Here is a 14,027-nt window from a genome sequence, read left to right on the forward strand (position 1 = left end):
TCCGAGGCCCGGCGAGTCGCCAAGCGTTCGCCGTTCTGGATAAGCGAGTGGCGCGGTGCGCGAGGGGCGCGATCGTCTCCCAGCTAGACGAAGCCTTCGATCATCTCCTTGTCGAGGACGGTGGGCTCGCTGGGCCGAAACGTCGCCGCGCAAGAACCACAAGGCCGGCGAGGGCCGGCATGGGGTCGGTCCCTCATCGTGCATCGACTACAGGTGTGGTCATCCGGCATCGCCACACAGGGCCTAATGTCCGGCGGCGACGAGGGCAGGACCGAGCGAAAGGGCGCAATCCCCCCGGTCCATCGTGCCCATGGTGGGGGAGCACCGGCTTCGGCATCCAGCGACAAACCGCAGTTTTCCGCGGGTTACAGCCCTGGTGGGGGACGGATGAGAGGGGGAATAGCTGGCCGGGTCCCCTCCGGCTGGGCGGCGGGAGCCCGTGGCTGCGGTGGCAATCTCGGCTCGAAATCGGCGGCTTCGCTCGCGCGGCTCTACGGCCAGTCCGACCTTCAAACTTTGCACGCCTTCCTAATGGGACGCTGGATTTACGGAGCGTAGGAGGAGAAGCCTAAAGCAACGAAGAACAAAAGGATAATGGCATTCAAGCCCGTTATGCACCAAAATCGAACTGGATCGGTGGTCCTACTATACTTTGACCAATTAGCGCCATAGGCCACGCCAGAATGTACGGCACGAACAACGCGGCCACCGACAAAGATCATCGCAAAAGCGGTGAAAGCTAAATGTAGCCACTGCATCGGCATCGTATACTTGGTTTGAAGCGGTGTGTCACCACCTCGCCGGCCCCTTCAGTCCCATCCAGTCCTGACCGATCCCCCACCCGATTATTTCTTCGGGCCCCTCCGGGTCCCATCCGGTGCCCAATGTCCGCTATTGGGGGAAAGCGGACATTGGCTCCATGCAATCTGCACACTGTGCCAATAGGCACTCAGGGGTGAGCTACGGATAGCGCGATGCGGACGACTGGTATTGATCAGGGCCTCGGATGCTTGTCTGTTTTTCCGGCGGCGATCATCGGCTTCGCTGGATTAACGGACGGCATCGGACCTACGGGCTGGCGAGGCTTCTCCGAGCTGTTCGGCTGGTTCGTTGCGTGCCTAGTCGCAGCCAAACTTCTCGCACTCCTACTTGGTCGAGGACGTCAGGCGGGCAATTCATCCTTTGTGCTCGGACTGGCGGGTACGGCGGTGATAGGCGTGCTCGCCTACGAGCTCCTCACCTGGCTAGGTCTTGATGCTCCGATGCCGGCGAAGATCATCTTTACCCCACATTTCCCAAGTAAGGCGCTGATTTCGCTGTCCTGACCATTATATTTCCTATATAAAACATGGTGTTGAAGGCTGCGAGGGGCGCGTTTCATGGATCACCCAGAGGGTGCGGGCTTGCAACGGGCAGATCGGGTGGATTTCGACCCTCGCGTGCGGCTGGAATTTCGCGGCACGCAGCTCAGTTCCGACGGCGGCCTTCTGGTGATGCGCGAGCTTGATGACGCGCTCGGGTTGTCCGATTTGGCGTCAGCGGCGCTGCGCGATACTCGCTCTGGCAAGAACACGGTCCATCGGCTCGACGGCCTGTTCCGGCAATCAGTCTTTGGGCGGCTGGCCGGATACGAGGATGTCAACGACGCCAACCGTCTCGCCTGCGATCCGGTCATGCGCCAAGTTGTCGGCGGCAGAGCGGTCGATGCACAAGCGGCCTCGGCATCGCAGATGGGACGGTTCGAGACCGAGACGCTGGCTCTGGCCGGGAACCGTGCCGCGCTGGCCGACCTGAACGGGCAATGGATCGACCGGTTCCATGACCGTAACGGGCTGAAGTACATCGTTCTGGACATGGACAGCTCGGTCAGCCCGACCCATGGCGACCAGGAAGGGTCCGCCTGGAATGGCCATTTCGACTGTAGCTGCTATCACCCCAACTTTCTGTTCAACCAGTTCGGGATGCTGGAACGCTGCGCCCTGCGCCATGGCAACGTCCACAGCGCCGATGGCTGGCGTGATGTTCTCGACCCCGTCATTGCGCGCTACGCGGAGCGCGACCTTGGTGGCAGGTTCTTCCGGGCCGATGCTGCCTACGCGATCCCGGCGATCTATGAGCGATTGGAAGAAGCGCGGTTCTTCTACGCCATCCGGCTGCCCGCAAACGCGGTCCTCAAGGACAAGATCGCGCATCGGCTAACGCGCCCTGTCGGGCGGCCGTCACTGACCAAGGTCAAGCGGTTCTTCGAGGAATTCGAGTATCAGGCGGCGTCCTGGGACAAGGAACGCCGGGTGATCGCCAAGATCGAATGGCATCCGGGCGAACTGTTCCCGCGTGTCGGCTTCATCGTCACCAACCTGCCGATGGAGCCGGACTGGGTGGTGCGGTTCTACAACCAGCGCGGCACCGCCGAGCAGCACATCAAAGAGGGCAAATACGCCTTTCGCTGGACGCGGCTGTCGTGCCGGAAGTTCCGCGACAATGAGGTGCGGCTGCAACTGCACGCCCTGGCGTACAACCTGGCCACCTTCTTGCGCTGCATCGAGCTGCCCGAGGCCATGGCCGACTGGTCGTTGACCAGCCTGCAACTGAAGCTGATCAAGATCGGGGCACGTGTGGTCCGTCACGCCCGCACCATCACCTTCCAGCTGGCCGAGGTCGCTGTCACCGGCACGATGGTACGCGCCATCCTCGCCGCTATCCGCCGATTGCGAGCGCCACCGCTATGCGCATGATCGCGATCCACGCTCAAACTGAACGAAAGCGGCTGGACAGATCTGTCCGCTGCGCTGAAAAACGCCGCCCCTGGGCAAGGAAACAGCGGCTTCGCGGTCTGATCCGTCCAGACCCAGCAGTCTGCGCGACCGCAGGTGCCGCTTGCGGCAGAAAATCCTTGTCTAGCGCTCGGATACAGGCGATCTTCACCTCAAACGACACGCCACTTGGGGAATGCAGGTTTACTTCGTCGATGCAGGCACTTGGCGCGCTTGCGGCAGGGCTGAGTGTGCTCCTTCTCGGTCACGCGGTCTGGACGGGCAAACGAGGCTGATGTCCGCTATTGGGCGAAAGCGGAACGTCCGCTTTTGGAAGGGGAGCGGAACGGCCGCTCTCGGGAAAGGCGTCGTGGCAAGATGCCGGCACGTTGCTGAATTGGTTCACGCCCGATGTAAGTCGAATGCCTGAACGGCGCTCCAGACAGCCAAGCCGGCGATAAATGCTGCTACAAGCCAGAATTGCACAGGACGCTCGTCGCGACGCGGGTTCATCTTCGCATTCCCTGCTGGCATGCCTGTTCGAACTGTGCGCCAAGCCAGCCATGCCCAAACCAGCGCCGCTGCACATCTGATCGCTACATGAGCTGCGTTGCCGAGGGTCATTGCCCGATCCTGCCGTGCTGAACGGCTGTCCGCAATCGGGAAGAGTGATTGTGGTCGGGAATGGCGGGGATTGGGCGTTAGCAGACATTGCGATGCGCGGCCGCCAGAATGGCATCGGCTGTCGCTTCCGGATCGACTACAGCCACTTCGGACAGGATGGTGATGAGGGTATCGCGATTACGCGCTTCCACAGCCACGTCGAAACTGTCGAGTAGCCCGGTCGAAAACAGGCGCTCGTTGACCGTCATGCCGTCGAACCACTCGTTCTCCATCCACTAAGCGTAGTGTCCCGCATCGGGCGACACCAGTGCCCGCCGAATGTCCGCTGCTGGGCGCTAGCAGACATTCGTCCCTCCGGGTTTCATCTGGCCCATCCGGTCCCATCTGGGTATCAATCCGGCCCCATTCTGAAGACCCCCGGCCTTTGTATACACGAGGGACCCTGGGTCCCATCCAGGCCCCCGAGGCGCTCCCGAAACCCACGGTTTTCTGCGGTTCCTGGCAAAAAGGGGGCTTAGTACGACCATATGCACAAGCAACTTAGTGCGACCATATGCACGACAGGTCACAAATGCGGCCGACAATACCGGACGGGGGAAAGGGGGCCTTGAGGGACCTACAGGACCCTAAAGAGATATATACATGTATATCTTAGATATATTCCTAAGTGTCCTGTAGTAATCTAAGGTACCCTCAAATTGTACCGCGTTCATCACCTATAATCCTCTACCACTACTCCCTGAACATTTTCTCTGTTCCGTCCTGAGAATTGCACCTCTTCGCACGCGGGACGCCTTAAGGCCCCTTAGGGCATCCAGCTTCTTTCCGTCCAATCTATGGTCCAGCCTCGATGCTGCCTTAAGGGCCGCGTGCACTGAGCATCGACTCGACGACACTCTCATTTCAAAGCCTGGACCCGAACCCCATGCCCGCCGCCCCACCCCCCGACCTCGACCGCATCCGCGGCAACGTCGCCTCCATGATCGACCAAGGCGCCTCAGAGCGTGAGGTGGACAGCTACCTCGCCAGCGAGCACATCACGCCGCAGGACCTCCGCGGCGCCCACATGGCTCCGCACGAAGAAGCGGCGTACACTCGGCTTGCACAAGACCCGCAAAGCACCGCGGCCGACCTCCAGGCCTTCGCCCGTCAACGTGGCTTCGACGTTACCGACGAGGATGCCCGAGCCTTCATCGCTGCCCGTTCCCGCAGCGGTGGCAAGGTGGCGGAGACGGTCACCTACATCGGCAGGGGACCCGATGGCGCTCGGTACAACATCGAAGCGCCCGCAGGTTCCACCGAGGCCGACATCCAAGCTCGCGTCCAGGATTACGCCCCAGCTAACACCACCCTGGAGAGCATCTCCGCCACAGCTCAAGAGGCCCTCAACGGACTGGTCCCCGGCTTCGGCCGAACGATGGCAGGCGTCGGCGGCGCGATCGGCAACTCCATCGCCGCCCCGCTGTCGGACGAGATCGACTGGCAGCCCCTCCAGGCGTTCCGTGAAGAGGCAGCCGCGTCGGATCAGGACCGCGCTCGCCTGGAGACTGACCATCCAGACGTAGCGAGTGCCGCATGGGGAACCGGCCTCCTCAGCTCGCTTGCTCTGCCCCAGGCCCGCGTCCTCCGCGGAACGTCGCTGGCATCCGGGATCGGCAATGCTGGCATCAACGGGGCGACCTATGGCGCCCTTTCCGGTGCCCTGAACGACACAGGCGATGGTCGATTGACCAACACCCTCCTGGGCGCTGGAGCAGGCGGCGTGTTGGGCGGTGTCGCCCCTGTGGCGGGCCGCGGGGTTGCGGCAGCGACCTCCGCGGCCCGGCGGAACCTCCCCGGCCTCAACGGCATCCTGACGGGCCTGGAGAACGTCCCTCGCCGCCTCAGGGGTGAGAACCTTATTACACCAGCGGCCTCTGCCCACGCCCAAGCGGAACGCATCCTGGCGCGGGACATGGCCGGGGGCACCATAACGACTGGGATGGGCACGGGAGAGGTTCCGGCGACACCTGTCAACGTCGCTTCAGAGGTGGCACGCCGCCAGTCCCTGGGGGTTCCTGCGATCCCGGCTGACACCAGCGAGCCCCTTCGCCAGACCTTCACAGGCGCTCTTTCCGGCGGCGGTCGCATGGCCTCCCGAGCCCGCCGCGCCTTAGCGTCCCGGCAGGCTCAGCAAGCCTCACGCATCCGTGGACACCTTGCGGAGACGCTGGGCCCGGCCATTGATCCTATCGTAGAGGGTGAAGCGATACTCTCCCGTGCGAAGGCCGCCGCCGGACCGGCGTACCGGACGGCTTACGCTCAGGGGAGCCCGATGGTCCTGACGCCCGAGCTACAGTCCCTCATGGCCCGCCCGGCCGTCAGGTATAATTTCGGGCAGGCCTACGACAACATCCGCAACCGCGGGGGCAACCCCGAGGCCATGGGCTTCCGCCTAGACCCCAGCTCAGGCGAGGTGGTCCTCTCCCAGCAACCTACCTTCGAGGCCTTCGACCAAGTCGTCCGCTCCCTGAATGGCGGGGTTAAGCGAAACCCACTGACCGGACGTCCCGAGATGGACAATCAGTCCGCCAGCCTCTCCGCGGCGGCGCAGGACCTCGACCAGTACCTCCGGCGAACCAACGGGGCCTATGCGGATGCCAAGGCGGCCTATGCCGACGACATGGCAATTCGTGACGCTCTGGAGCGGGGACGGGATGTGGCGGCCCTCAGTGGGCCAGAGATCAACGCCCAGCGCCGCACCATGCCCCAGCACGCTCAAGAGGCCTGGACGGCGGGCGCTCGCACTGGCTTGGCCGAACGCACCACCACCGTAGGGCTGAAGCCTGGAGCGAATGGCGCAGCGAGCCTCAGGGCCTCCCTGGGCCTTTCAGGCGCCGGGGCACTGTCGGCCGGCGGAGACGCCAGCAAGCAGCAAGCTATCGAGGTGATGGCAGCACGCCCAGGTGTATTGAGCCGCCTGGACGACCGCCTGGAGGCCGAGCACCAAGCGTATCAGACCTTCGCCGAATTGGCCGCGCCTTCAGGACGAGGCAAGACACCTGTCAGTGACGCGGCAGAACAACTCGGCTTGCTGGTCGACGTCGCCGCCAAGGCTTCCACCGGCCGCTTTGTGGGCGCTCTGGCTGCCGCAGCCCGCGGCAACCCGCGGGGCTCTGCCGCCTTCCGTCGAGACGTCCAGGACCGCACTGCCGAAATTCTGGGAGCCGCGGAGCCTGGAGCCGTCCAGGAGGCCATGAGAGCGCTGGACCGCCGGCCTTCTTTGGATGCTTCTCAATCCTTAAGGCGAGACGCCACTATGTCGGCCGCGAGCCGCTCGGCAGTGCTCCAGGCGGCAGGCCAAGATGCCTCCCCCGCGCCGTCCTCTTACTTCGAAGCGGAGCGAGCGTGGGCACCACCTGACCCGTTGGCGCCCCTCTACGGCCGTTGGGCTCCTGGCCGGCCCTGACCCCCTTGGTGGCCCCTGTCGCTGTTCGGAAGCGATGCGGAACATCACGACCCCTCCAGGTTCCTTCGGGAGCTTGAGGGGTTCTTTTTTCGATCGTTCCGCAGTCGCTTATCGGCGCATGCCCGCAACGCCCCGGAGAGACTCACTGAGGGCCGACAAGGCCCGCAGGCTACCATGGTAGCTTCCAGGCCCCACTTCGCACCCTGTGAGTCTTACAGCGACTCCCTGAGCCTCATCACAGCGGACGGCGAGATTAGCCCCGGTACCGCCGAAGCCGTACCGCTATGGCCCCGTCACACCGCGGCGGAAGCCAGCATCGCCTCCAGGTCCTGCAGGTGCAGCGACACACGGCTGTACCGTTCCGGCCCGCGAAGGGTGTCGTCAACGGTATCGATCACGAACATCCCATCGCCCATGTAGGTGGCGGTCCCTTCGGACAGCTTGATCCCTGCCGACGTTTTCCGGTTGCTCAGCTTGCGGCCCATCTTACTCGGTCCCCGTCATAATTATCGTCCCAAACGGTCCGACGAAACACTTGATTGCATGGTGCGATTTGAGGTACAATACACGGTACAAAGTGTCTGGCCGCTCAGCGTGCTAAGCCATTGATTTACCTGCGTTCTCGTTTTGGTCTCCCCAGTCCTCTTCTGGGCACCATTTTTTCCCCATTTCGATCAATACCGCCATAGTTATGGCTTGACGTGATATTTCGCGTGCCTACGGCTGCTCTTTGGTCAAAGGAGCAAACTATGACTGACGAAACCACTGGTCTGAACGCCGTCGAGCTAGCAACCGAATTGACGATTGCTTGGCTCGGCAATCCCAACACTCGTACCAGCGCCGACGAGGTGCCGGCTTTCCTCGGCAAGATGCACGACACCGTGCGCGGACTGCTTGGCGCGACGGACACCGCGCCGGAAGCACCGGTCGCCACCGAGTATACGCCCGCCGTGTCGGTGCGGAAATCCTTGGCCTCCAAGGACTACATCATCTCGATGATCGACGGTAAGCCGTACAAGACATTGCGCCGCCACCTCGCGACGCATGGCCTGTCGCCCGAGGAGTATCGCGAGCGTTACGGCCTGAAGTCGGATTACCCGATGGTGTCGGAGAATTACTCCGAAAGCCGCCGCGCGATGGCGAAGAAGATCGGTCTCGGCCGCAAGCCCGGCCAGCGTCCTGGCGAAGGCGCCGCGCGCCGCGGCCGCAAGGCGGCTGACGCCGAGGCCTGAGGCGACCGCTTCTGCCGACGAAAAGGGGGCCTTCCCGTGCGGGAAAGGCCCCCTTTTTCATGCCGGCTCCCGCCGAGGCGCCGTTCCGCCGCACCCCGTCGCCCGACCCGGCCGGAGGATCGGGCTTTCGCGCTCGCCATTACTGGCCGAAGACGCCCTTGCGATACAACAAGGTGATGGCGACGCGGCGATTGCGCGCGTCATAGGGATCGCCGGCGATGATCGGCTCGCGGTCCGCGACGCCTTCGATCCGCTCGAACCGCTGTTCGGGAATCCCGCCCAGCGCCAGCCGCCGACGCGTCGCCTCGGCCCTGCCGGATGCCAGCATCCAGTTGTTCATCGCGCGCGGATCGCCGTAGGGTACGCTGTCGGTATGGCCGCGGATCATGATCGTGTTGGGCGTTCCGGCGATCGACTTGGCGATCATGCCGATGAGGTCCGACGCCTTGGCGTCGAGAACCGTCGTGCCCATCGCGAACATCGAATAGTCGGCATCGTCGACCAGGTCGATGCGCAGCCCGTCCTGCGTCGGAACGAAGCGGATATGGCTTGCAAGCTTGGCGAGACTTTCCGAACTCTTCAGCGCCGCCTCGATGTGGCGCTTGATCGCCTCGAACGCCTTGAGATCCTCCGCCCTGGCATCGCGGTTGCGCAGCGATCCCTTCTCGCCGGTGCCGCTGCGTTCTCCCCCCGACGCCGCTACCGGGATACCGATCGAGGCGATCGGTGCCGCCGCCGCCTTCGGCCCCAACTTGTTGTTGCTGAGGATCGATTCGCCGCCCAGGACGCCGCTGCCGCCAAGGCCCAGCACCTTCTTGTCGATCAGCGTGGGCGCGAAATAATCGGCGATGCCCTTGCGCTGCTTCTCGGTCGTCGCGCCGAGCAGCCAGAGCAACAGGAAGAACGCCATCATCGCGGTGACGAAGTCCGCATAGGCAACCTTCCACGCACCGCCGTGATGGCCGCCGCCGGCTTCGCCGACGATCTTCTTGACGATGATGATCTTGGGCGGCTGATTGTTGCCGTGCGGGGCTGCGCGCGCCATCCTATTATATTCCCTGCGGCCCGTCGGCGGCTGCCGACTTCAGATTGACGCCACGCATCACTTGCCGCGCAGTCCGTCGAACACTTCGGCGAAGCCGGGCTGGTTCTTGTGCGCGATGCCGCTGCGCGCCGCCTCGATGACGAGCGGCTGCGGATGGCCGTGGAGCGAGGCGATGATGATCTGCTTCACGACATGGTAAATCGCGGCGTCGGCGTGGATCACCTGCTTCAGCCGGCTGGCGAGCGGATTGACGATGCCATAGGCGAGCAGCACGCCCATGAACGTGCCGACCAGCGCCGAGCCGATCATGCCGCCGAGGATCGCGGGCGGCTTGTCGATCGAGCCCATCGTCTTCACGATGCCGAGCACCGCCGCGACGATGCCGAGCGCGGGCAGCGAATCGGCGAGCGTGGTCAGCGTATGCTCCGGCCCCTCGACCTCGTGGTGGTGGGTCTTGATCGAATGGTCCATCACCTCCTCGACCGCATGGACGTCGAGTGTGCCCGACGACACGACGACGAGGCGCAGCGTATCGGCGATCAGCGCGACCAGGGTATGATCGGCAAGCAGCCGCGGATATTCGGAGAAGACGGCGGAGGACTTGGGATCCTCGACATGCGGCTCGAGCGCGATCGGGCCATCCATGCGCAGCATCTTCATCAGCTTGCTGACCAGGAAGATGACGTCGAGATAATCCTGCTTCTTGTACTTGGGTCCCTTGAACACCTTCGCGAGGCCGCCCCCCATCGCCTTGAGCTCGGCGCCCGAGTTGCCGATGATCAAGGCACCGGCGGCGGCGCCACCGATGATGAGCATCTCGTGCGGGATCGCTTCGAACACGGGGCCGAGGGCACCGCCGGTGATGGCGAAGCCGCCGAACACCATGCCGAGAAGAACGACGAGACCAATTGCTGGGAACACTGTGGGCTACCCCCGGAAAGGCGATGCCGGCGGCCCTGCCGGCTGTACTCAATCCCGGTTAACCGCATTTCCTAGATAAACGGTTACCAACCCCGCCCAATGCGGCGGACGGTGTGGGATAGGCGAAACTGCCTGGAGGTCGGCCCGGCCCGTGGCCGGTCGCGGGGCCCGACGCGATGTCGCCCCCGCGTCCGCGCCGCGGCATTCGCTCCCTGGAGGCGGCAGACGTAGCCCGCCGCACCGCGGCACTTACTTCAAATAGTCGAACAGCGAGAGATTGGAGAGCTTGCTGAAGCTCGCCTGCGTCGCCGACAGCGCGGTCATCATCTGCTGCAGCTCGACGATCGCCTGCGTGGTGTCGACCGACTCGAGTTTCTGGCGCAGGTCGGCGCGGTCGGTGTTCGCCGTGGTCAGCAGCTGCTGCTGCAGGTCGACGCGCGCGCCGCGCGCACCGACCGAGGCCTGGACGTTCGCGACCTGGTCGATCCCCGCCTTGAGATCGGTGAGCGCGCTGGACACGGTGTCGGACACGTCGCCGCCCGCCTGCAGCGCGCTGGCGAGGTTGCTCAGCACCGACAGCGTGTCCTTGCCGTTCGCCATCTTGAACAAGCGCGTGGCGCTTTCGGTCGCCTGCACCGTCTGGCCGTCCGCGATCGGAACTTCCGACACGTTGGTCGTGGCATAGGCATAGCTGCCATCGGCATTGGCGGTCACCGCCTGCGTGCCGCCCGGCGTGCCGAACAGCGGCTGGCCGCGGACGTTGGTGGAATTGGCCAGCCCGACGATCGCGTCGACGATCGACTTCAGCTCGACGCCGATCGACTGGCGCGAGGCGTCGGTCTGCGTGCCGTTGCCCGCCTGCGTCGCCAGCTCGGTCGCGCGGGTCAGCTGCGTGTTGATCTGCGAGATAACGCTGCTTGCCTGATCGAGCAGCGACCCCGCCATGGTCAGGTTTGTGCCGTACACGGCGGCGTCGGCATCCTTGCGATCCAGTTCCGCGATCTGCGAGGCGGCGTTGGGATCGTCCGACGCCTGCTGGATCTTCTTGCCGGTCGCGATCTGCGTCTGCAGGACCGAGGCGCGCTGGTTCATCTGCGACATGCGGGTGGCCGCGGTATCGTAGAACAGGCTGGTGGATATCTGCATCGCGCGCCCTACCGGATATCGAGGATGGATTGCATGGTTTCGCGCGCGACCTGGATGATGCGGCTCGAGGCCGAATAGGCCTGCTGGAACCGCATCAGGTCGATCGCTTCCGAATCGAGATTGACGCCGCTCGCGCTCGACAGCGCGGTCTGCGCGCCGTCGCGGATCGAGGTCTGCGCGTCCGCGATCGTCATCTTCTGCTTATAGGCGGTCGCATTGTCGGTGATCTGCGACGCCAGGGCCGCCTCGAACCCCTTGGACTGACGCGATGCCTCCAGGTTGGCGAGGTTGCTCGAATCGCGCGAACCGCCGCCCGGCGACGCCGCGGCGATCTGGCTGCCGCTGGTCAGTGCGACGCTGATATCGGTCGGGGACGTACCGACGGTGAACATCGCCGTGCCGGTCGCGCCCGTCTGGTCCTGGCCGGCGGCCTGATTGTCGTTGACGGTCTTCACGAAATCCGCGGCGATGCCGTTCAGCTGGTCGCGGTTGGCGGCGACCCGCTGCGCGCCGTCGATGATCCCCGCCATCGTCCCGCCGCTCGGCGACATCGCCGTCTCGACGCCGTTGACGGTGTAGGAGAAGCTCGCCTGGCCGTTGGTGTCGCGCGCATAGGCGACGGTCCCGACCTGATCGCCCTTGACCAGCGGCACACCGGTCGCGCCCGTCAGCGTCAGCGTCGTACGGCCGATCGAGTCGAAGGTCGCGGTCACGTCGGCCAGACCGCTGACCTGCGCCAGTATCTGGTCGCGCTGATCCATCAGCTGGGCCGCAGCGGTACTGCCCGGCGCGGCGCGCCCCAAGCCGTCGTTGATTCCGGCGAGCGAGGCGGAAAGAGAGGACATGTCGACCGCCGCCTGCCGTCCGGCGGTATCGAGATCTGCGTCGACCTGGTCGAACGCCTTGCCGGTCGCGGTGAAGGCCGTGGCGGCGGAGCCGGCGGCGCTCAGCATGCTGGTCCGCAACGCGCTGGAGCTGGGTTCGGCCGCGAGCGCCTGGGACGCGGCGAAGAAGGACGTGACCCGCGCGGTCAGCGCGTTGCCGGTCAGCGCGCCGTCGACGCGATCCAGCCAGCTCGCGCCGCTCGTCGTGCGGCTGAGATCGGACGTGGAGGCGCGCAGCGAGGCGGCGGCGTAATTGTCACCGGCGCGCACGATGCCGGTGAGCACCACCCCGTTGCCGGCGCCATATTGGTTGACCGAGCCGCTGCCGCCCGGCACCTCGTTCATGCGAACGGTCCGACGGGTATAGCCCGCCGCCCCCACGTTGGCGATGTTCTCGCCCACGGTGGCTAGCGCCGTCTGATAGGCGCGGACGCCGGAGGCGCCGATGCTGAGCAGGTCGCTCATGATGCCGGCGGATCTGCCACGGATGTGTTAACATCCGCTTGCGGCTTCAGGTCGGGCTGGGCCTTGGCGAGGAACGCGGTCATCGCCTTGCCGATGCCGATCGGCGCATGCTCCGCCATCGACTGCGCGAGACGCTGGTCCTGCATGTCGGTGAAGGTGTCGATCGCCTTGGAATCGAACAGCGGTTCGGCGAGGTGCGTCTGGCGCATGCTCTTCAGCATCATGCCGGTGAACACCGCCTCGAACCGCTCGCCCGCCTTCTTGAGGTTGTCCGCGCTTTTCAGGCGCGACGTATCGGTCGAAAGCCCGCCCGCGGTCGACTGGATCGCGCCGGACGACGGGGGGACGATGCCGGTCACAGGACGATCAGCTCCGCCTTGAGGCTGCCCGCTTCCTTCAGCGCCTCGAGGATCGCGACGAGGTCGGCGGGCGACGCGCCGATCGCGTTCACCGCCTTCACCACATCGGCGAGCTTCGGGCCGGGATTGAGCAGGAACATCGGCTTCTTCTCCTCCTCGACCGCGATGTTGGAGCGTTGCTGCACCGCGGTCTGGCCCTGGCTGAACGGCGCGGGCTGGCTGATCTTCTGATTCTCGTCGATGCGCACGGTCAACTTGCCGTGCGTCACCGCGGCAGGACCGACCCTGACCGCAGAGGATATAACGACCGTTCCGGTGCGCGCATTTACGATTACTTTTGCCGGGGGCTCGGCCGCGACCACATCGAGGTTCTCGATCGTCGACATCAATGTCGCGCGCACGTCCGCACCGGGAGGGGCGCGCACCGCGACTGACACCGCGTCGATCGCCTGCGCGGTGCCGAATCCGAGCGTCTTGTTGATCGCCGCGGCGACGTTCTGCGCGGTGGTGAAATCGGCGCGCTGCAGGTTGAAGGTGAGCGTCGGGGCGGTGTCGAAGCCGGTCGCGACCGCGCGTTCGACCGTCGCGCCTTCCGGAATGCGGCCGGTGGAGGGCACGTTGACGACGATGCGCGATCCGTCCGCACCCTCCGCGCCGAGGCCGCCCACCGCCAGATTGCCCTGCGCCATCGCATAGATCTGGCCGTCAGCGCCGAGCAGCGGCGTCAGCACCAGGCTGCCGCCGCGCAGCGACTTGGCCTTGCCCATCGAGGCGACGGTGATGTCGAGCCGCTGGCCCGGCTTGGCGAAGGGCGGCAGATCGGCGGTCACCATCACTACCGCGGCGTTCTTCATTCCCGGATTCGCGCCGGGCGGCAGCTGCAGGCCGAACCGCGAGGCGACGGCCTTCAGCGACTGGACGGTATATTCGAGATTGTCGTCGCCCGTGCCGGGCAGGCCGACGACGACGCCATAGCCGGTCAGCTGGTTGGACCGGATACCCTGGAACCCGCCGAGATCCTTGATCCGGTCGGCATGGGCCGGGCTTGCCGCAAGCAGCAGCGCGGCCAGGCCAAAGAAAAGCGCGCGAATGGTCATGGGCGTGATCCTGCCGTCCGCATGGTTACCGAACCGCTAACCATGGGCGCGAA

12 protein-coding genes are annotated in these 14,027 nt (G+C 64.8%); 4 read left to right on the forward strand and 8 right to left on the reverse strand.

The features are described 5' to 3' along the window. Positions 1–974 precede the first annotated feature (974 nt). Positions 975–1,325, forward strand: coding sequence for a hypothetical protein (locus RF701_RS10925; RefSeq protein WP_308814977.1), 351 nt, complete (start codon positions 975–977; stop codon positions 1,323–1,325). Positions 1,326–1,379: 54 nt separating this feature from the next. After that, complete coding sequence (locus tag RF701_RS10930; RefSeq protein WP_006473457.1) at positions 1,380–2,735, forward strand: IS1380-like element IS1247 family transposase; 1,356 nt, start codon at positions 1,380–1,382, stop codon at positions 2,733–2,735. A 719-nt stretch (positions 2,736–3,454) separates the two neighbouring features. Here the strand turns inward: RF701_RS10930 and RF701_RS10935 are convergent. Continuing rightward, entirely contained in the window at positions 3,455–3,649 is a 195-nt protein-coding gene (locus tag RF701_RS10935) for a hypothetical protein (protein ID WP_308814978.1), read from the reverse strand. Positions 3,650–4,302: 653 nt separating this feature from the next. Here RF701_RS10935 and RF701_RS10940 point away from each other — a divergent pair. After that, entirely contained in the window at positions 4,303–6,825 is a 2,523-nt protein-coding gene (locus RF701_RS10940; protein WP_308814979.1) for a hypothetical protein, read from the forward strand. 293 nt (positions 6,826–7,118) lie between these two features. On the opposite strand, the gene RF701_RS10945 is transcribed toward RF701_RS10940, so the two are convergent. Then, on the reverse strand, positions 7,119–7,310 hold the full coding sequence (locus RF701_RS10945) for a hypothetical protein (protein WP_308814980.1): 192 nt from the start codon (positions 7,308–7,310) through the stop codon (positions 7,119–7,121). A 264-nt stretch (positions 7,311–7,574) separates the two neighbouring features. Between RF701_RS10945 and RF701_RS10950 the strand changes: the two genes are divergently transcribed. Next, positions 7,575–8,057, forward strand: a complete 483-nt coding sequence (locus tag RF701_RS10950) for a MucR family transcriptional regulator (protein ID WP_203309170.1) — start codon at positions 7,575–7,577, stop codon at positions 8,055–8,057. A gap of 139 nt (positions 8,058–8,196) precedes the next feature. Here RF701_RS10950 and RF701_RS10955 read toward each other — a convergent pair whose 3' ends face one another. From RF701_RS10955 to RF701_RS10980, 6 genes are all read right to left on the reverse strand, one after another. After that, the gene (locus RF701_RS10955) at positions 8,197–9,102 is read right to left on the reverse strand and encodes a flagellar motor protein MotB (RefSeq protein ID WP_308814981.1); all 906 of its coding nucleotides are present in this window, start codon (positions 9,100–9,102) and stop codon (positions 8,197–8,199) included. 57 nt (positions 9,103–9,159) lie between these two features. After that, on the reverse strand, positions 9,160–10,023 hold the full coding sequence (gene motA / locus RF701_RS10960) for a flagellar motor stator protein MotA (protein WP_203309168.1): 864 nt from the start codon (positions 10,021–10,023) through the stop codon (positions 9,160–9,162). Between the two features lie 249 nt (positions 10,024–10,272). Continuing rightward, on the reverse strand, positions 10,273–11,169 hold the full coding sequence (locus tag RF701_RS10965; protein ID WP_210357532.1) for a flagellar hook-associated protein 3: 897 nt from the start codon (positions 11,167–11,169) through the stop codon (positions 10,273–10,275). An 8-nt stretch (positions 11,170–11,177) separates the two neighbouring features. Beyond that, positions 11,178–12,518 carry a flagellar hook-associated protein FlgK gene (gene flgK, locus RF701_RS10970; RefSeq protein WP_308814982.1) on the reverse strand — a complete coding sequence of 447 codons (1,341 nt, stop codon included), beginning with the start codon at positions 12,516–12,518 and terminating at the stop codon, positions 11,178–11,180. Next, complete coding sequence (locus RF701_RS10975) at positions 12,515–12,877, reverse strand: rod-binding protein (protein ID WP_287980874.1); 363 nt, start codon at positions 12,875–12,877, stop codon at positions 12,515–12,517. The genes flgK and RF701_RS10975 overlap by 4 nt, the downstream gene beginning before the upstream one ends. Further along, positions 12,874–13,974, reverse strand: a complete 1,101-nt coding sequence (locus tag RF701_RS10980; RefSeq protein WP_210357530.1) for a flagellar basal body P-ring protein FlgI — start codon at positions 13,972–13,974, stop codon at positions 12,874–12,876. The genes RF701_RS10975 and RF701_RS10980 overlap by 4 nt, the downstream gene beginning before the upstream one ends. Between the last annotated feature and the right edge of the window lie 53 nt (positions 13,975–14,027).

This window comes from Sphingomonas sp. GV3, from assembly GCF_031082075.1.
Classification (GTDB): domain Bacteria; phylum Pseudomonadota; class Alphaproteobacteria; order Sphingomonadales; family Sphingomonadaceae; genus Sphingomonas; species Sphingomonas beigongshangi.

Coding starts and splice junctions, on each gene's coding strand:
- RF701_RS10955 (WP_308814981.1), bottom strand. CDS start 9,102: ATGGCGCGCGCAGCCCCGCACGGCAACAATCAGCCGCCCAAGATCATC.
- RF701_RS10965 (WP_210357532.1), bottom strand. CDS start 11,169: ATGCAGATATCCACCAGCCTGTTCTACGATACCGCGGCCACCCGCATG.
- RF701_RS10945 (WP_308814980.1), bottom strand. CDS start 7,310: ATGGGCCGCAAGCTGAGCAACCGGAAAACGTCGGCAGGGATCAAGCTG.
- RF701_RS10940 (WP_308814979.1), top strand. CDS start 4,303: ATGCCCGCCGCCCCACCCCCCGACCTCGACCGCATCCGCGGCAACGTC.
- RF701_RS10935 (WP_308814978.1), bottom strand. CDS start 3,649: ATGGAGAACGAGTGGTTCGACGGCATGACGGTCAACGAGCGCCTGTTT.
- RF701_RS10950 (WP_203309170.1), top strand. CDS start 7,575: ATGACTGACGAAACCACTGGTCTGAACGCCGTCGAGCTAGCAACCGAA.
- RF701_RS10980 (WP_210357530.1), bottom strand. CDS start 13,974: ATGACCATTCGCGCGCTTTTCTTTGGCCTGGCCGCGCTGCTGCTTGCG.
- RF701_RS10930 (WP_006473457.1), top strand. CDS start 1,380: ATGGATCACCCAGAGGGTGCGGGCTTGCAACGGGCAGATCGGGTGGAT.
- flgK (WP_308814982.1), bottom strand. CDS start 12,518: ATGAGCGACCTGCTCAGCATCGGCGCCTCCGGCGTCCGCGCCTATCAG.
- RF701_RS10925 (WP_308814977.1), top strand. CDS start 975: ATGCGGACGACTGGTATTGATCAGGGCCTCGGATGCTTGTCTGTTTTT.